This is a genomic window from Pseudothioclava alba, from assembly GCF_033100795.1.
Taxonomy (GTDB): domain Bacteria; phylum Pseudomonadota; class Alphaproteobacteria; order Rhodobacterales; family Rhodobacteraceae; genus Pseudothioclava.
On record NZ_JAWLVI010000002.1, the window covers coordinates 300,321 to 317,243 of the forward strand.

A 16,923-nucleotide genomic window follows, 5' to 3' on the forward strand; every position below is an offset into this window, starting at 1 on the left:
AAGGAAAACCACCGCAAAGAGGAAACGCCGATGTCGAATGCAGCGCTTGAAGCCGCCATCGAAGCCGCCTGGGAGGCGCGCGACACGATCACCCCCGCGACCCGTGGCGAGGCCCGTGAGGCCATCGAAGCTACGCTGAACGCGCTCGACAGCGGCTCGCTGCGCGTCGCGGAAAAGCAGGCCGACGGCAACTGGCATGTGAACCAGTGGGCCAAGAAGGCCGTGCTTCTGGGCTTTCGCCTGAAGGATATGGAAATGCAATCGGGTGGCCCGCAGGGCGGCTCGTGGTGGGACAAGGTCGACAGCAAGTTCACAGGCTGGGGCGAAGCCGAATGGAAATCGGCTGGCTTCCGCGCTGTGCCGAACTGCATCGTCCGCCGCTCGGCCTATATCGCCAAAGGCGTGGTGCTGATGCCGTCCTTCGTAAACCTTGGCGCTTATGTCGACGAAGGCACGATGGTCGACACCTGGGCGACCGTCGGGTCGTGCGCACAGATCGGCAAGAACGTGCACCTCTCGGGTGGCGTCGGCATCGGCGGCGTTCTGGAGCCGATGCAGGCTGGTCCGACCATCATCGAGGACAACTGCTTTATCGGCGCCCGCTCCGAGGTCGTCGAAGGCTGTATCATCCGCGAAGGATCGGTCCTTGGCATGGGCGTCTACATCGGCAAATCGACCAAGATCGTCGACCGCGAAACCGGCGAAGTGTTCTACGGTGAAGTGCCGCCCTACTCGGTCGTTGTGTCCGGCTCGATGCCGTCGAAAAACAACGTCAGCCTTTATTGCGCGGTGATCGTGAAGCGCGTGGACGCTCAGACGCGCTCGAAAACCGGCATCAACGAGCTGCTGCGCGACTAAGCGCACCCGCACCGTTCAAAGGCCCGCTATCACGGCGGGCCTTTTGCGTTTCGGCCTTGACAGATCGGGCGCCAAAGGCGACCTCGGGGCGCAAACCCGAAAGGCGCACACCATGTCCGATGAAAAGCCCGCAAAGCCGAAACGCCCGCAACAGGTCTACACCCTGCTGGTCGAGGTTGGCCGCTCCAAGGATGACGGATTGCCCAAGGGCGCTACGGGCGCGGGGCTTTTGTGCTACGCCTCGGGCGTGGACGAGGCCGAGGCCGTGCGCGAAACCGTCGCGATCCTCAAGCAAGCCGATCTGGCGCCGCTGGACGTGACCGGCTACGGCACGATTGCCGAACGCGAGAAGCAGGGCCACGAGATCGACGCGGGCGAGCGTGAACTGATGCAACGTGCGCTTGATGAGAACTCGGTGATCGTCGCGCAGATGACCCCGTTCTTTGGCGAAGACAAAGGCAACGCCTGAGCGCGGAACCCCGCGCATCCGCCAAACCGCCATTTGCGGGCGGTTCGCCCCCCTGTTAGACTGGTTCTAACAAGTAAACGGTCAGGCAGGGTATCATGCGGTTTTCAAAGGTTTTTGTGGCGTCATTGTTCGGGCTGGCGGCCTTGTCGGCCTGCGCTGGCCCCTCTGATACAACGGGCGCCCCGATGACCCGCGTGGCCAATACGCCCGAAGCCATCCCCCCTGTTGACGCAGCCACTCAGGCGCGGTTCGAGGCTTGGGTCTCTGCCTTCCGGCCGCGCGCGCTGGCCTCGGGCATTTCCGAAAACACATGGGCGCGGGCGACCAAGGGCATCCGCTATAACCCCCGCGTGATCGAGAGCGACCGCAATCAGGCCGAATTCCAAAAGAAAATCTGGCAATACCTGGAAACCGCCGTTTCCGATACGCGCATCCGCGAAGGCAGGGCAGCGCTCTCACAGCACGCGGCAACTCTGAATGCGATCGAGAAACGCTACGGCGTCGAGAAAGAGGTCGTTGCCGCAATCTGGGGGATGGAGACCAATTACGGCGCGCGGCGTGGCAATGTGCTGATCGTGCCCGCCCTTGCGACACTCGCCCATGACGGGCGGCGCGGCGAGTTCTTTGCCAAGCAGCTTATCGCCGCGCTCAAGATCATTCAGGCGGGCGACATTGATCCCGCGCGCATGACCGGATCATGGGCAGGCGCGATGGGGCATACCCAGTTCATCCCGACCTCTTATCTGGCCTATGCGGTCGATTTCACAGGCGATGGCAAGCGCGACATCTGGTCGGATAATCCCGCTGATGCGCTGGCTTCGACCGCCGCTTATCTGGCGCGCTCGGGCTGGTCCAAGGGGCAGCCCTGGGCGGTGGAGGTGACGCTGCCTGCGGGGTTCAACTACGGGCTAACTGGCAAGAAGGTGCGCAAGTCTCCCGCCGATTGGGCCAGCCTTGGCGTGCGCGCGGCCGCGGGCGGCAAAGTGCCCAACTATGGCGGGGCGTCGATCCTGCTGCCTGCGGGCAAGGGTGGCCCCGCGCTGATGATCTTTGACAACTTCCGCGCTATCTCGCGCTACAACAACGCCGACGCCTATGTGATTGGCGTCGGTCATCTGTCCGACCGGATCGGCGGCAAGGGCGCGTTTCGGGCCGATTGGCCGAACGCAGGCACCCCCTTGAACGAGGCGCAGCGGATCGAGTTACAAACCCGACTGAACGCGATGGGGTTCGAGGCAGGCAAACCCGACGGGGTGATCGGGTCCGGCACGATGAGCGCCTTGGCCAAATGGCAGCGCGCGCGGGGACTGCCTGCCGACGGCTGGCCCACGCTCGAACAATTGCAGATGATGCGTTAGGGAAACGGCGAGACGCCAATCACCGGCGCGTGCAGGTGCCACAACGTCATCCACGCCAGAACCGCGATGGCCAGCCGCAGAAGGCTTGGCCCCCTGATGGGCCGCCAACGTCCGGTCAGCAGTGCTTGCAGCGGCCAGCCCGAGGTGCGCGTGGCAAGGCGGGTGAACTCGACCTCGCCCCAGTCGCGCCGCTTGCGGGCCTCCATCGCGCGCATCCCCACCAGCGAGAAAACGACAAACACACCGAACAGCACCAGATGCGCCAGATCGCCGTTGACCAGCAGATGAACCCCACCCCAAAGGGCCAGCGCCCATAGCAAAGGTTGACGCACCAACCCCACAATGCCGGGGTGTTCGGGGTCATAGCCCGCAGCGCGGCCCTCAAATGCAAACGGGTTCGGCGCGGCCACGCCGAAGCTGCCCAAGGCAACGGCAACGGGCATCACGATATTCGCCAGCCAGCGCATCCAAGTCTCTTGCGGCCACAGTTCGACATAAGGCGCGCGCGTCGCGGCAAAGATCACCCAGAACAGCAGCACCGTTGACAGCGTGCTGAACAGCGCCACCCATCCGGCCTGCCCCACAGCATTAATAATCGCGTTTTTCAACCGCTTGTTCGACGGGATCGCGTGCGACCCCATGAACAGAAAACCGGCAATCAGAAATTCAGTCCATCCGCCCATCAATACCTCCTTGCGCTTGCCACCATATCGGGGTTTGAAGACGCTGCCTTGAGAAAAATCATCCGCAGGAGCCGCCGATGAAAACCCCGCTTGAAACCGTCCTCTGTGCGATTGATGCTGCGAATTCCGCCGATCCCAATCTTGAAGACGGTGTGGCGGTATCCCTGCGCTATGGCCAGCGGATGAGCGCGGAACTTGCGACCCTGTTCCCTGCCGCCTCGGACGAATTGCAGATCGCGGCCCGCGGCCAGCATATCGAGCGCTGGCTTTTGCCGCGCGCAGATTTCCCCGAGGGGCGCGAGGGCTATCTGGCGTGGCGGCGTGAACAGGGCAAACGCCATGCCGAGCGGGTTTGCGGGCTGATGCTTGCGGCGGGCTACGGAGAGGCTTCGCTTGACCTTGTGGGTCGGATGCTGCGCAAGGAAGGTATCAAGCGCGACCCGCAGGTGCAGGCGCTTGAAGACGTGATCTGCTTTACCTTCATCCGGCACTATCTGGCGCAATTCGCGACGACCCAGGACCCTGAACAGCTTTTGCGCATCGTGCAGAAAACCGCGCGGAAAATGTCGCCCGAGGCGCGCGAAAAAGCGCTGGTCGAATTTGATATGCCGCCCGCTTTCGCAGAAGCCTTCAGCGCCTAAGCCTGCTTTGACAGTTGCACCGCCAGAATACCGCCCGCGATCACCGCGACCCCGACGACATCCAGAAGCCCCAGCCCTTCGCCCAGAATCATCGCGGCAATCGCGACGCCAAAGAAGGGGTTAAGGAAATGGAACGTCGCGGCCTTGATTGCGCCGATGCGGCCAACCAGCTTAAACCAGAGCCACGTTGCCAAAAGCCCCGGAGCAAGCGTCGTATAGGTGAAAGCCGCAATCAGCCGCGGGTTCCAGTTGACCGTTAGCTCTTCGGTCAGACCCGAGACAACCGCCAGACAGGCGGCCCCCACGAACATCTGCAAGCCAACAATCATCAGCACATTGCCGCCCGAACTGGCACCGCGCACCGAGAGTGTCGCAACCGATAGCGCAAGCGCCGCCACCCCACATAGCACAATGCCGAACGGGTCGACCCCGTCGCTCAACCGCGCGCCCATGATGATGGCAACCCCGATCACCCCGGCAATCAGGCCGATCACGCCAAGCGGGCGAATGCGATCCCGAAACACGATCCAGCCAAGCCCCGCCACCATCAGCGGCATCGTCGAGGCGATGATCGAGGCAAGCGACGCCTGAACCGTCTGCATCGCCACGAAATTCAGCCCCAGATACAGCGCGTTCTGGCAAATCCCGAAGATGATCGTCGCGCGCCATTGCGCACGGTTCAGCCGCCACGTCTGCCCCATCGCAAGGGCGATCATCACGCCCAACCCGCCCGAGATCAGAAACCGCATCGCCAGTGCGGCCAGAGGTGGCGCATCGACCACGATCATCCGCGCAGAGGTAAAGGCCGAAGACCACAGAAGGGCGAATGCCAGCCCCATACCGATCGCGCGAAAGTCCATTCCAGTCTCCGGAAAAAGTAAAGGGCCGCCCTGTTGGGGCGACCCTAACAGAAAGATCTGCGCGCGAAAGGCTTAGCCGTTCACTGCGTCTTTCAGAGCTTTTGCAACAGTGACTTTGACCTGCTTGTCAGCCGGCTTCATCATGGTCTCACCGGTGGCCGGGTTGCGGACCTGACGCTCGGGACGCGACTTGCAGTAGACTTTGCCAACGCCCGGAAGGGTCACGGCGCCGCCTGCAGCAACTTCTTTGGTGATCACGGCGGTGATTGCGTCCAGCGCGGCACCGGCCGATTTCTTGTCTGCGTCCATCGCCTCTGCGATAGCGGCGACGAGCTGGGTTTTGGTCATGGGTTTCGACATGGAATTTCCTCTCTAATCGCCCCGTTATTCGGGGTCACTGACGTCCGCGTTTCACGGTTTGTGTAGCCGTTCGACACGGTTTTCACCTTATGTGCAAGCCTTTTTTTATTGGGCAAAGCGATTTTAGACCATCACAGGAAGGCCGTTTCCTCGAAGCTGCGCAATTTGCGGCTGTGGATGCGCTCCAATGGCATATCGCGCAGCTTCTCCATCGCGCGAATTCCTATCAAAAGATGACTTTCAACCTGCGTTCGATAGAATTCGGTCGCCATTCCGGGCAGCTTCAACTCCCCATGCAAGGGCTTATCCGAGACACAAAGCAACGTCCCGTAAGGCACCCTGAAGCGGAACCCGTTTGCCGCAATTGTCGCGCTTTCCATATCAAGGGCAACTGCGCGCGACTGGCTAAGCCGCTGGACGGGACCGGATTGATCGCGCAGCTCCCAGTTCCGGTTGTCGATGGTCGCCACTGTGCCGGTGCGCATGATCCGTTTCAGCTCATAGCCCTCAAGGCGCGTCACCTCGGCCACGGCCTCTTGCAGCGCGATCTGGATCTCGGCCAGCGCCGGGATCGGAACCCAGACCGGCAGATCGTCATCCAGCACATGATCCTCGCGCAGATAGGCATGCGCCAGCACAAAATCCCCAAGCTGCTGCGAGTTGCGCAGCCCCGCGCAATGGCCAACCATCAGCCACGCATGAGGGCGCAAAACCGCGATATGGTCTGTCGCGGTTTTGGCGTTCGATGGGCCCACCCCGATATTGACCAGCGTGATCCCGTTTCCGTCCGCGCGTTTCAGGTGATAGGTCGGCATCTGCGGCAACTTCGCCAGATGCGGAATCGGCGTATCGGCCTGCGTGATCTCGTGGTTTCCGGGGCTGACAAACCCGGTATAGCCCGAGGCCGGATCGGCCAGCATCCGCCGCGCCACCTGTTCGAACTCGTCCACATAGAACTGGTAGTTCGTGAACAGGATGTGGTTCTGGAAATGCTCGGCCGCAGTGGCGGTGTAATGCTGGAGCCGTGCCAGCGAGTAATCCACCCGCTGCGCCGTAAACGGTGCCAGATGCCACGAACCATCGGGGTTTGCGCCCGCCATCCCGTTCACGATGTCGTCGTTCATATTCGCCAGATCGGGCACATCGAACACATCGCGAAGCGAGAAATCGAACACCCCCTCTTGCGGCACATTCGTCACCGCGCGCGCAGCCAGTGCGAAATGCACGGGGATCGGCGTTGACGACAGCCCAACCTGCACCGGCACATTATGGTTGCGGATCAGATGCCCCAACTGCTGCGTCAGGTAATCGCGGAACAGATCGGGGCGGGTGATCGTGGCGACATAGGTGCCGGGCTGCGAGACATGGCCGAAACTCAGGCGGCTGTCAGCCTTCCAGTGAGAGGGCACGGTGATCCGCACCTCGGGGTAGAACGCCCGATAGCGCGCACTCGCGGCTGGCGTCTCCATAACATCGGTGAATTTCTCAAGCAGGAAGCCGGTCGCCTCCTGATACAGTTCTTCCAGGCGGGCCACGGCCTTGGCCGCATCGTCAAACACCGCCGGCGCGTGGTCGGGAGGCGTCAAAAGGGTCAAAGGTTCGTTCATTCAAACAGATCCGTCATCTCGAATTTCGTGACATCCACTAGGCCAAGGTCGGAAATCCGGATTTCCGGAATAACGACCAGCGCCAGTAGCGAATGCTGCATATAGGCGTTGTTGAGCGTGCAGCCGCATTCGGCCATTGCCTCGACCATGCGGGCGGCTTTGGCGGCGACCTTTACGGCGGGCGCATCCGACATCAGCCCCGCAATCGGCAGGGGAACGCTTGCGATCTCGGCCCCGTCTTTCCAGACCGAGACACCGCCGCCCATCTCGCCCAGCCGGTTGGCGCAGGCCGCCATCATCTCGCGGTCAGTGCCGACAACGATCATGTGGTGGCTGTCATGCGCCACAGTCGAGCCCATCGCCATACGGCCCGCATAACCAAAGCCCGACACGAACCCGTTGGTCACGCCACCGGTGCCGCGATGCCGTTCAACCAGCGCGATCTGCGCAACATCGTTTGGCTGATCGGGTTGCACGATACCATCCTCGACCCGCAAATCCGCCGTCAGCGCCTTGGTCGGCGCCTGATTTTCCACGACGCCGATCACCTTGGCGATGACCGAATTCGCCCCCTCTGGCGCCGCAATCTCAAAGTCTTGTGCGGCAAGCACCTTACCCAGATGCACAGTGTTCCGCGCCGCCTCGGGCCAGTCATAGTGCGGGCATTCGACCAGCAGCGTCCCATCCTTCGCAACGGTCACGCCGCGCGCGATCACCTGCTCGATCGGCAGTGTCGACAGGTCGGAGGTCAGGATCACATCCGCCCGCCGCCCCGGCGTGATCGAGCCCAGCTCTCGCTCCAGACCGAAATGGGTCGCCGTATTCAAAGTGCACATTTGCAGCGCGATCAACGGGTCGCACCCACATGCCACCGCATGCCGGTAAACACGGTTCATATGCCCGTCATGCACCAGCGTGCCCGAGTGGCAGTCGTCCGTGCACAGAATGAAATTGCGCGGATCGAGCCCCTTTTCGGTCACCGCCGTGATCTGGCTTTCGACGTCATACCACGCCGACCCAAGCCGCATCATCGAGCGCATCCCCATCCGCACCCGCGCGATCGCATCCGCCTCGCAGGTGCCTTCGTGGTCATCCGCAGGACCACCCGCCGCATAGGCACGGAAGGGCGCGCCGATATCGGGCGAGGCATAATGCCCGCCAACGGTTTTATGCGCCTCTTGCGTCGCCGCAATCTCGGCCAACATCTTTGGGTCTCCCGCGACGACACCAGGGAAATTCATCATCTCGCCCAGACCGATGATACCCGGCCATGTCATCGCCTTTGCCACATCTTCTGGTGAAATCTCGTAACCCGTCGTTTCCAGTCCCGGTGCCGAGGGCGCGCACGAGGGCATCTGCGTGAAGATGTTGACCGGCTGCATCAGCGCCTCGTCATGCATCATCCGCACGCCCTCCAGCCCCAGCACATTCGCAATCTCATGCGGGTCGGTGAACATCGACGTCGTTCCGTGCGGGATCACAGCGGCGGCAAATTCGGCAGGTGTCAGCATCCCGCTTTCGATATGCATATGCGCGTCGCACAGGCCCGGCACCATATAGCGCCCCGCCGCGTCGATGACCTCGGTCGCGGGGCCGATGCTCGCGCTCAGGTCCGGCGCAATGGCTGCAAAGCGCCCCTCGGCGATGGCTATATCCATCCCCTCCAGCACTTCGCGCGTGTGGACATTGACCCACTTGCCGTTGCGGATCACCACATCGGCGGTTTCTCTGCCCGCAGCGACGGCGATCAAACGCGGCGCGGCCTTGGGCCATGACTTGAGTGAATTCGTAATAGACATGTCCCAGAATGCTCTTGGTTTTCGCGCGGCGCAAGTGACGTTGTGATGACACGGCAAGCGCGCTACATCTGGCGCATGGAACAAAGCGTCAAACCCCGCATCACGATCAGATATTGCACTGGCTGCAACTGGCTGTTGCGCGCCGGATGGATGGCGCAAGAGCTGCTCTCGACCTTTGGGGAAGCCTTGGGCGAGGTTGCGCTTGTCCCCGGTTATGGCGGGGTCTACGAAATCCACCTGAACGGCACGCTGATCTGGGAACGCAAACGCGACGGAGGCTTCCCCGAGCCGAAAGAGATCAAGCGCCGCATCCGTGACGTGATCGACCCCGCGCGCGATCTGGGCCATATCGACAGGAGCGCCCCATGAACACCCTTCTTTCCGTCGGTCACGGCTATTCGGCACGCGCGCTGGCACGGCTTCTGGTGCCGCAGGGCTGGCGGATCATCGCCACCACGCGCAGTCCTGACAAATCGGATGAGCTGCGTGCCGAAGGGGTCGAGCCAATCTTTTGGGACGGGGGCGAATTGCCACTGTCCGAGGCGACGCATCTGCTGACTTCGGTTGCCCCTGACGGGGCTGGCGATCCGGTTCTCGCTGCGCAGAAAGATGAAATTGCTGCATCGCAGTATTTGCAGTGGGCCGGCTATCTTTCAACGGTTGGTGTCTACGGCGATCATCAGGGCGGATGGGTGGACGAGGATACCCCACTGACCCCAGCAACCAAGCGCGGCCAAGCCCGTGTCGAGGCCGAGGCCGCTTGGCAGGCGCTTTGCACTGACGCGGGATTGCCGCTGCATATTTTTCGGCTTGCCGGCATCTACGGCCCCGGTCGTGGCCCGTTCGAGAAAGTCCGCAGCGGCACCGCGCGGCAGATCATCAAGCAAGGTCAGGTCTTTTCGCGCATCCACGTCGACGACATCGCGCAGGTTCTGGCAGCCTCGATCGCCCAGCCCGACGCTGGCCGCATCTATAACGTCTGCGACGATGACCCAGCCCCGCCGCAGGATGTGCTGTCCTATGCGGCGCGGATGCTCGACTTGCCACCACCACCCGCGATCCGCTTTGAAGATGCCGAGCTAACCCCGATGGCCCGCAGCTTCTATGCTGAAAGCAAGAAGGTGCGGAACGACCGGATCAAATCCGAGCTTGGCGTGAAGCTTCTTTACCCCGATTACCGAACGGGGCTGGCGGCGATTTTGCGCGCCGAGGTATAAGCTCTCGGGGCGACAGGATCTGTTCTGGAAGCTCGCGAAGAATTGCTTCGCGCCAATGTGGCGGCTTGGCAGACGCAGAACCCAACCGACAGCGCCAAATGGATCCGGTTCAGAACGCGATCCAGGCGCCACCGTCCGATAGCCCCCAACTAAGCTTGCGGCCATGGGCGGCGGCCTCGCGCGGGAGCAGGGCGAATTGCACCTGCGCGGGGCGGAGGGCGACCTCGGTGCCGTTCAGCGCCGCCCAAAGTGCGGAGTCGGGTTTTGTGCGGTCGGCCTCCGCGCGGACAAGCCAGCCCGTCTCGCTTTCCTCGATCGTTACCTTCCCGCCCCAGGGCAGGGCGGTCTCGATACACAAAATCGCAAGATAGGCGAGCTTGACCATATCGCGCGGCTGATCAGCTTGTGGCGCGAACGCAAGTTTGAGCCGCCCCGAGGAGGACAACTCATTCAGCAGAGCATTGATCTCGCGCGCGGCAATCATCTGGCCTTTGCTCGCGTTGCCAAAGGCGACCCGAAAGAACTTCAGCTTGGCATTGGCGGCTGCCACGCTTTCGGCGATCAGCGCGATCTCGGGTGACATGCCGGCGCCCGACAGTCCCAGTAGCTCAACCCCATTGCTGATTGCGCTCAATGGGCTAATTAGATCGTGACACAGACGCGAGCCGACAAGGGCCACAAGGTCAGCCGGAAGGGTGTCAGGGTCGTCAGTCATGGGGCAGTTCCAAAGATGAGGTCATAATGAACGAGATTCTTGAACCCGGTATGCTGGTGCGCAACCCGAAGGCTCCCGATTGGGGTGTCGGTCAGGTGCAGTCGCGTATTGGCGATAAGATTACAGTAAATTTCGAGCATGTAGGCAAACAGGTTATTGATGGGCGTCGTGTCGAGCTTTCTCTCGTTATCGAAGGGTAAGGTTGACAAAGGGTTAAGTAATTCATTCGGACGAACGGAGCCATGATCATGCGCTGGCTGTCCAGGTGTTGGCAATCATCATTCCGTGGTCGGGAGGCGTAGCCAAAGCCGTAAGGTTGCAGTGCTTGCCGTATTTGACAGGTTAAGCCTGTCCGGGGGCTGATGCCCTGCAATTTGCTGTCTGAATCGCTATCGTCAGGTGGCGGCGCAGATTAAGGGTCGCGGGTCTCGGTTTGCGGCTCGGGGGCGAAAGCGGAAATCTCGATCAGAAAGCGTTCCGAAAGCGGCAGGCTGGCGGCGCCGATTTCGCGCGCGCGCGGGCCGACGGAGCCAGCCAGAACGTCGGGCTGGCGAGAGCCCGCCAGATCGACTTCGGCCAAGGCTTGCGTGGTCGCAGCGACGAGGCGGTCACGCAGGGAATGGGGCATCCAGCCGTCAATGACGACCGCTTCGAGGTCGCAAAGAGCCTCGGCCGCAGCGCTGATATGGGCCAATCCCCGCGCGGCAATTTCGATCCACGGCGCGACAAGCGCGTCATCCAGCGCCCAACCTTCATGCGCTTCCCACAGGAAGTCGCCGGATTTTCCCGCCGCGGCCAGCCGGTCTTCAAGCACATGAAGCGAGGCGAATTCGCGCAACTGCCGCGCGCCGCCCTTGCCGTCCGGCACGGGCATCGAGGCAATGGCGCCCGCGTTCCCGCGCACGCCTGCGAACATCGTGCCGTTCAGGACGATCCCGCCGCCGATGAAGAAGCCAATGAAAACATAAAGGAAGTTTTCAGGCAGTTGATTTTCGCCGAACACCAGCTCGGCGTTGCACGCAGCCGAGGCGTCGTTCTCCAGCATCACTGGCCAGGGCAGAATCTCGGCCAGTTCCGCGCGCAGGTCACACTCGCGCCAGTCATCCATCGAGCCTTCGGGCAGACCCAGCGGTTCGGACCAATCCCACAGTTGAAAGGGCAGACCTACGCCAAGGCCGCAAACGCGGGTGCGTTCTTCGGGGCGCAGCGTCAGCAAGATCGCATCGACCGATTTTTGCGTAAAGGCGATGGTGCCGTCAGGTGTCGGGCGGTCATGCCGCAGCACCCGCGATTCGCGCAGGTTGCCCAGAAAGTCGATCAGCACGACCTCGGTCCGGCGCCGCCCGACCTTGAGGCCAAAGAAAAACGCGCCATCCTCGGCCAGCGCCATCGGAACAGACGGTTGCCCGACCTTGCCACGCACAGGGGCGCGTTTGACCAAAAGCCCCTCGGCCTCCAGCGCGCGCATGATGACGGAAACGGTTTGTGCAGACAGGCCTGTCAGGCGCGCGATCTCGGATTTCGGAAGCGCGCCGTGCCGACGGATCAATGACAGGACAAGGCGTTCATTCCTTGCCCGGACAGACGAATGATCCGTGCCGAGTTTCATAGAGATGCGTCGCTCCCGCCTGATCCTTTCCTGTCCGAGTGTTTGCACTATTTCCTCCTGTGGGCAATCGCTGCCCGTGGCTTTGCACCATGGCGGAGGGCAAAAATTTCGTCAATAAATAAATAAACGTGATTTATCTATTGACCGAGCGCCCCGAGTCGGGGCAGTTTCTTGTTCAACCCTCACCGCGAGGGGATCACGAACCATTGGGAGGAGATATCGTGATGAAGAAGACCGCATTCCTTGGCGCGACCGCGCTGGCACTGACCGCTTTGGCTGGCACGGCACAGGCTGCCGAAGTCGGCGCCTGCCTGATCACCAAAACCGACACCAACCCCTTCTTCGTGAAGATGAAGGAAGGTGCTTCGGCCAAAGCTGCCGAGATGGGCATCAACCTGTCGACCTTTGCTGGCAAGATCGACGGCGATGTCGAGACCCAAGTCGCCGCTGTCGAAAGCTGCATCGCGGCTGGCGCGAAAGGCATCCTGATCACGCCGTCCGACTCGCGCGCCTTGGCTCCGGTTGTGACGCAGGCCCGCGAGGCTGGCCTTCTGGTCATCGCGCTGGACACCCCGTTCGAGCCGGCAGACACCGCTGATGCGACCTTCGCAACCGACAACTTCCTTGCGGGCGACCTGATCGGCCAGTGGGCCGCTGCCAAGATGGGTGATACCTCGGGCGCCAAGATCGCGCTTCTTGACCTCAACCCTTCGGAAATCTCGGTCGACTATCTGCGCGACAACGGCTTCCTCAAGGGCTTTGGCGTGGACATCAAAGACCCGACCGACATCGGTGACGAAGATGACTCGCGTATCGTCGGCAACGATGTGACCAACGGCAACGAAGAGGGCGGGCGCACCGCGATGGAGAACCTTCTCCAGAAAGATCCGGGCGTGAACGTGGTCTACACGATCAACGAACCCGCCGCAGCCGGTGCCTATGAAGCGCTCAAAGCGGTTGGCCTGGAAAGCCAGGCGCTGATCGTTTCGGTCGATGGCGGTTGCCCGGGCGTGCAGAACGTGGCCGAAGGCGTGATCGGCGCGACCTCGATGCAGTTCCCGCTGCTGATGGCCTCGAAAGGTATCGAAGCAATTGCCGCTTTCGCTGCTGACGGCACCAAGCCGCAGAACACTGAAGGCCTTGATTTCTTCAACACGGGCGTCGAGCTTGTGACGGACGAGCCGGTCGACGGTATCCCGTCGATCACCTCGGCTGAAGCCCTGAAGAAGTGCTGGGGCTGATCTGACCCCTTCTGCGGAGGGGGTGCCAATCGGTGCCCCCTCCGTTTTTATTTGAAACCCCGTCAAAGGAACACGCCAGATGAGCGACACATCGCGCCCCGTGACGAAGCAGAGTTTCGAAGACAGCCTCGACCAAAGCGATAACCGCGTGGCGAGCTTCGAAAACGCCCATGCGGGTATCATCGACCGCATTCAACGCGCCCTTCATGGCAATCCGACACTGGTGCCGGTGATCGTGCTTCTGGTCTCGATCGCGGCCTTTGGAATTATCGCGGGCGGCAAGTTTTTCTCCGCCTTCAACCTGACGCTGATCATGCAGCAGGTCTCGATCATCGGGATCTTGGCGGCGGCGCAATCGTTGATCGTGATCACCGCGGGCATCGACCTGTCGGTCGCCGCGATTATGGTGCTGATGGCGGTGATCGCGGGGAACCTGTCGGTCTATCTGGGCGTGCCGTCGGTGTTTGCGCTGATCATCGCTTTCGCGGGCGGCACGCTGGCCGGGATGATGAACGGGCTATTCGTGACCAAGGTCAAACTGCCGCCCTTCATCACGACACTGGGGACATGGTCGATCTTCTACGCGCTGAACCTGTGGCTTTCGGGCGCGCAGTCGATCCGCTCGCAGGACATCGACGACAAGGCGCCGCTTCTGAAATTCTTTGGCGAGAATATCGCCCTTGGCGGCGCGCGGATTACCTATGGCTCGATCCTGATGATCGCGGTCTTCGTCGTGCTGTGGTATATGCTGAACAAGACCGCCTGGGGCCGCCACGTCTATGCCGTGGGCGACGATAAAGAGGCGGCGGAACTGGCGGGGATCCGCACAGACCGCACACTGATTTCGGTCTATATGCTGGCGGGGTTTGTCTGCGCGATTGCGGCTTGGGCCTCGATCGGGCGGGTTGGCTCGATCTCGCCGCAGGCCTTCTATGACGGCAACCTGCAATCCATCACGGCTGTTGTGGTTGGCGGGATTTCGTTGTTCGGCGGGCGCGGCTCGATCATGGGGGCGCTGTTTGGTGCGCTGATCGTGGGCGTGTTCAACTCGGGCCTTCGTCTTGCGGGTGTGGACGTGCTTTGGCAGGTCTTCGCAATCGGCTGGCTTATCATCTTCGCAGTCGCCATCGACCAATGGATCAGAAAGGTTTCGGCATGACGCAGCCCATTCTTAAAGCCCGTGGTCTGGTAAAGCGCTACGGCAAAGTGACCGCTCTCGATAACTGCGATTTCGATCTGTATCCCGGCGAAATTCTGGCGGTGATCGGGGATAACGGGGCGGGGAAATCCTCGCTTATCAAAGCGCTGTCGGGGGCTGTTCAGCCCGATGCCGGAACGGTTGAGCTGGACGGGAAGCCTGTTCATTTCAGCACGCCCTTGGAGGCACAGGACGCCGGTATCGCAACGGTTTATCAAACACTTGCGCTTAGCCCCGCACTGTCGATCGTGGACAATATGTTCATGGGGCGCGAGCTGCGCGCGCCGGGTGTCGCAGGCAAGTGGTTCCGTAAGCTCGATCATGGTGCGATGCGTGATTTCGCGCGGCAAAAGCTCTCGGATCTGGGGCTGATGACGATTCAGGACATCGACCAACCGGTCGAGACCCTGTCGGGCGGTCAGCGTCAGGGGGTTGCCGTTGCGCGCGCCGCCGCGTTCGGGTCGAAGGTGATTATTCTTGATGAACCTACCGCTGCGCTTGGTGTCAAGGAAAGCCGCCGCGTGCTGGAGCTGATCCTTGATGTGCGCTCGCGCGGGATCCCGATCATCCTGATTTCGCACAACATGCCGCATGTGTTCGAGGTTGCGGATCGCATCCATATCCATCGCCTAGGGCGCCGTCTGTGCACGATCAACCCCAAGGATTATTCGATGTCGGATGCGGTGGCCCTGATGACCGGCGCGAAAGACCCCGAAGGGGTCGCCGCCTGAACATAGGCGCTTGAACGGCAAATGCCGCTCCTTCGGGGGCGGCAATTGCATATGATAAACCCGCGCCCCGAAGGACGCGGGTCAAACCCGGGAGACAAAGGGTTTTACGCCTTGGGGCCAGCCTCCAGAGCATCCTCGAAGGTGCGAAGCCCTGTGCGGGGCGCTTGCACCAGAACCGCCATATTGCCCGGCTTATGCTCGTTGCGGAGCATTTTCAGGTGGGCTTGCGGAATTTCCGCCCAAGGGAAGACCTCGGACATGCAGGGGTCGATGCGACGCTCCAGCATCAGCTTGTTGGCTGCCGCCGCCTGCTTGAGGTGGGCGAAGTGCGAGCCTTGCAGGCGCTTCTGGTGCATCCACATGTAGCGAACGTCGAAGGTGCAGTTGAAGCCCGAAGTGCCGGCGCAGATCACGACCATGCCGCCCTTTTTGCAGACCAGCGACGAGACCGGGAAGGTTGCTTCGCCGGGGTGCTCGAACACCATGTCGACGCTGACACCCTTGCCGGTGATGTCCCAGATCGCCTTGCCGAAGCGGCGCGCCTCTTTCAGCCAGGCGTTATATTCGGGGGTGTTGACCTTGGGTAGTTGCCCCCAGCACGAGAAATCCTTGCGGTTGATAACGCCTTTGGCGCCAAGCCCCATCACGAAGTCGCGCTTGTCCTCTTCCGAGATGACGCCGATCGCATTGGCGCCCGCTGCATTGATCAACTGGATCGCGAAGGAACCAAGACCACCCGAGGCGCCCCAGACCAGCACGTTCTGGCCGGGCTTGAGCTCATGCGGGTGATGGCCGAACAGCATCCGGTAAGCGGTGGCCAGCGTCAGCGTGTAGCACGCGCTTTCTTCCCAGGTCAGGTGCTTGGGGCGGCGCATAAGCTGCTGTGCCTGAACGCGGGTGAACTGCGCGAATGAGCCGTCGTTGGTCTCGTAGCCCCAGATCCGCTGGGTGGGCGAGAACATCGGGTCGCCGCCGTTACATTCTTCGTCGTCGCCGTCGTCCTGATTGCAGTGGACCACAACCTCGTCACCGACTTTCCAGGTTTTCACCTTGTCGCCCACGGCCCAGACGATGCCCGCCGCATCAGAGCCCGCGATATGATAGGGCTGCTTGTGGCCGTCGAAGGGCGAGACCGGAATGCCGAGGCCAGCCCACACACCGTTATAGTTCACGCCCGCAGCCATCACGAGGACAAGAACCTCGTGGCTGTCGACCTGCCAAGTGTCCACGACTTCGACCTGGAACGACTTGTCCGGCTCGCCGTGGCGGTCCTGACGGATGGCCCAGGCATACATTTTCTTCGGAACATAGCCGAGGGGCGGCATTTCACCGATCTCGTAGAGGTCCTTCTCGGGGGCGTCGTAGGGGGCGATCCCGGTGTTCTGGTCAAGGGCCATGGCTCTCTCCTGTGTCTGTCGCCGCATCGCAGAATCGGACGGCGTTTCATCCTCGAAATACAAACGCGCGCGCAACAAAGCAATAGTTGACGTTACAATTTTGTAATTTTGTGTCTTATCCCTGCGTCACCTGCGCGCGTAAAGGCCTTTGTTTTAGTCATAAGACTAAAGAACGCCGCG

Annotated in this window: 18 protein-coding genes; 10 read left to right on the plus strand and 8 right to left on the minus strand. The window is 61.6% G+C overall.

Features of this window, described 5'->3' with window-relative positions; genetic code table 11:
• Positions 1 to 30 precede the first annotated feature (30 nt).
• From dapD to RYZ20_RS07390, 3 genes are all read left to right on the plus strand, one after another.
• On the plus strand, positions 31 to 858 hold the full coding sequence (gene dapD / locus RYZ20_RS07380) for a 2,3,4,5-tetrahydropyridine-2,6-dicarboxylate N-succinyltransferase (RefSeq protein WP_317671965.1): 828 nt from the start codon (positions 31 to 33) through the stop codon (positions 856 to 858).
• A gap of 112 nt (positions 859 to 970) precedes the next feature.
• The gene (locus RYZ20_RS07385; protein ID WP_317671967.1) at positions 971 to 1,327 is read left to right on the plus strand and encodes a hypothetical protein; all 357 of its coding nucleotides are present in this window, start codon (positions 971 to 973) and stop codon (positions 1,325 to 1,327) included.
• A gap of 95 nt (positions 1,328 to 1,422) precedes the next feature.
• On the plus strand, positions 1,423 to 2,685 hold the full coding sequence (locus tag RYZ20_RS07390) for a lytic murein transglycosylase (RefSeq protein WP_317671969.1): 1,263 nt from the start codon (positions 1,423 to 1,425) through the stop codon (positions 2,683 to 2,685).
• Here RYZ20_RS07390 and RYZ20_RS07395 read toward each other — a convergent pair.
• On the minus strand, positions 2,682 to 3,368 hold the full coding sequence (locus RYZ20_RS07395; RefSeq protein WP_317671971.1) for an NnrU family protein: 687 nt from the start codon (positions 3,366 to 3,368) through the stop codon (positions 2,682 to 2,684). The two genes, RYZ20_RS07390 and RYZ20_RS07395, sit on opposite strands and share 4 nt — an antisense overlap.
• 77 nt (positions 3,369 to 3,445) lie before the next feature.
• Here RYZ20_RS07395 and RYZ20_RS07400 point away from each other — a divergent pair, with 77 nt between their 5' ends.
• Entirely contained in the window at positions 3,446 to 4,009 is a 564-nt protein-coding gene (locus tag RYZ20_RS07400; protein WP_317671973.1) for a DUF4202 domain-containing protein, read from the plus strand.
• On the opposite strand, the gene RYZ20_RS07405 is transcribed toward RYZ20_RS07400, so the two are convergent.
• From RYZ20_RS07405 to ade, 4 genes are all read right to left on the minus strand, one after another.
• Positions 4,006 to 4,869 (minus strand): DMT family transporter, encoded by an 864-nt coding sequence (locus tag RYZ20_RS07405; protein WP_317671975.1) that lies wholly within the window; start codon positions 4,867 to 4,869, stop codon positions 4,006 to 4,008. The two genes, RYZ20_RS07400 and RYZ20_RS07405, sit on opposite strands and share 4 nt — an antisense overlap.
• A gap of 72 nt (positions 4,870 to 4,941) precedes the next feature.
• Positions 4,942 to 5,229 (minus strand): HU family DNA-binding protein, encoded by a 288-nt coding sequence (locus tag RYZ20_RS07410; protein WP_317671977.1) that lies wholly within the window; start codon positions 5,227 to 5,229, stop codon positions 4,942 to 4,944.
• A 131-nt stretch (positions 5,230 to 5,360) separates the two neighbouring features.
• A complete protein-coding gene (locus RYZ20_RS07415; protein WP_317671979.1) occupies positions 5,361 to 6,836 on the minus strand; it encodes an AMP nucleosidase in 1,476 nt (491 codons plus the stop codon).
• A complete protein-coding gene (gene ade / locus RYZ20_RS07420) occupies positions 6,833 to 8,635 on the minus strand; it encodes an adenine deaminase (RefSeq protein WP_317671980.1) in 1,803 nt (600 codons plus the stop codon). The genes RYZ20_RS07415 and ade overlap by 4 nt, the downstream gene beginning before the upstream one ends.
• A gap of 45 nt (positions 8,636 to 8,680) precedes the next feature.
• Between ade and RYZ20_RS07425 the strand changes: the two genes are divergently transcribed.
• Positions 8,681 to 9,004: an Rdx family protein gene (locus tag RYZ20_RS07425; protein WP_317671982.1), complete on the plus strand. Its 324-nt coding sequence runs from the start codon at positions 8,681 to 8,683 to the stop codon at positions 9,002 to 9,004.
• A complete protein-coding gene (locus RYZ20_RS07430; protein WP_317671983.1) occupies positions 9,001 to 9,852 on the plus strand; it encodes an SDR family oxidoreductase in 852 nt (283 codons plus the stop codon). The genes RYZ20_RS07425 and RYZ20_RS07430 overlap by 4 nt, the downstream gene beginning before the upstream one ends.
• A gap of 109 nt (positions 9,853 to 9,961) precedes the next feature.
• Here the strand turns inward: RYZ20_RS07430 and RYZ20_RS07435 are convergent, their stop codons facing one another.
• Positions 9,962 to 10,567 carry a histidine phosphotransferase family protein gene (locus RYZ20_RS07435; protein WP_317671985.1) on the minus strand — a complete coding sequence of 202 codons (606 nt, stop codon included), beginning with the start codon at positions 10,565 to 10,567 and terminating at the stop codon, positions 9,962 to 9,964.
• A 26-nt stretch (positions 10,568 to 10,593) separates the two neighbouring features.
• Here RYZ20_RS07435 and RYZ20_RS07440 point away from each other — a divergent pair, with 26 nt between their 5' ends.
• On the plus strand, positions 10,594 to 10,767 hold the full coding sequence (locus tag RYZ20_RS07440) for a DUF3553 domain-containing protein (protein ID WP_317671987.1): 174 nt from the start codon (positions 10,594 to 10,596) through the stop codon (positions 10,765 to 10,767).
• 212 nt (positions 10,768 to 10,979) lie between these two features.
• Here the strand turns inward: RYZ20_RS07440 and RYZ20_RS07445 are convergent, their stop codons facing one another.
• Complete coding sequence (locus tag RYZ20_RS07445; RefSeq protein WP_317671989.1) at positions 10,980 to 12,176, minus strand: ROK family transcriptional regulator; 1,197 nt, start codon at positions 12,174 to 12,176, stop codon at positions 10,980 to 10,982.
• A gap of 224 nt (positions 12,177 to 12,400) precedes the next feature.
• On the opposite strand from RYZ20_RS07445, the gene RYZ20_RS07450 reads away from it, so the two are divergent.
• The 3 genes from RYZ20_RS07450 (at position 12,401) to RYZ20_RS07460 (ending at position 15,346) form a co-directional block, all read left to right on the plus strand.
• Complete coding sequence (locus tag RYZ20_RS07450) at positions 12,401 to 13,417, plus strand: sugar ABC transporter substrate-binding protein (RefSeq protein WP_317671991.1); 1,017 nt, start codon at positions 12,401 to 12,403, stop codon at positions 13,415 to 13,417.
• A 79-nt stretch (positions 13,418 to 13,496) separates the two neighbouring features.
• On the plus strand, positions 13,497 to 14,576 hold the full coding sequence (locus RYZ20_RS07455; RefSeq protein ID WP_317671993.1) for an ABC transporter permease: 1,080 nt from the start codon (positions 13,497 to 13,499) through the stop codon (positions 14,574 to 14,576).
• Entirely contained in the window at positions 14,552 to 15,346 is a 795-nt protein-coding gene (locus RYZ20_RS07460) for an ATP-binding cassette domain-containing protein (RefSeq protein ID WP_317671995.1), read from the plus strand. Before RYZ20_RS07455 ends, RYZ20_RS07460 begins: the two co-directional genes overlap by 25 nt.
• Before the next feature lie 104 nt (positions 15,347 to 15,450).
• Here RYZ20_RS07460 and ccrA read toward each other — a convergent pair whose 3' ends face one another.
• Positions 15,451 to 16,743, minus strand: a complete 1,293-nt coding sequence (ccrA, locus tag RYZ20_RS07465) for a crotonyl-CoA carboxylase/reductase (protein ID WP_317671997.1) — start codon at positions 16,741 to 16,743, stop codon at positions 15,451 to 15,453.
• Between the last annotated feature and the right edge of the window lie 180 nt (positions 16,744 to 16,923).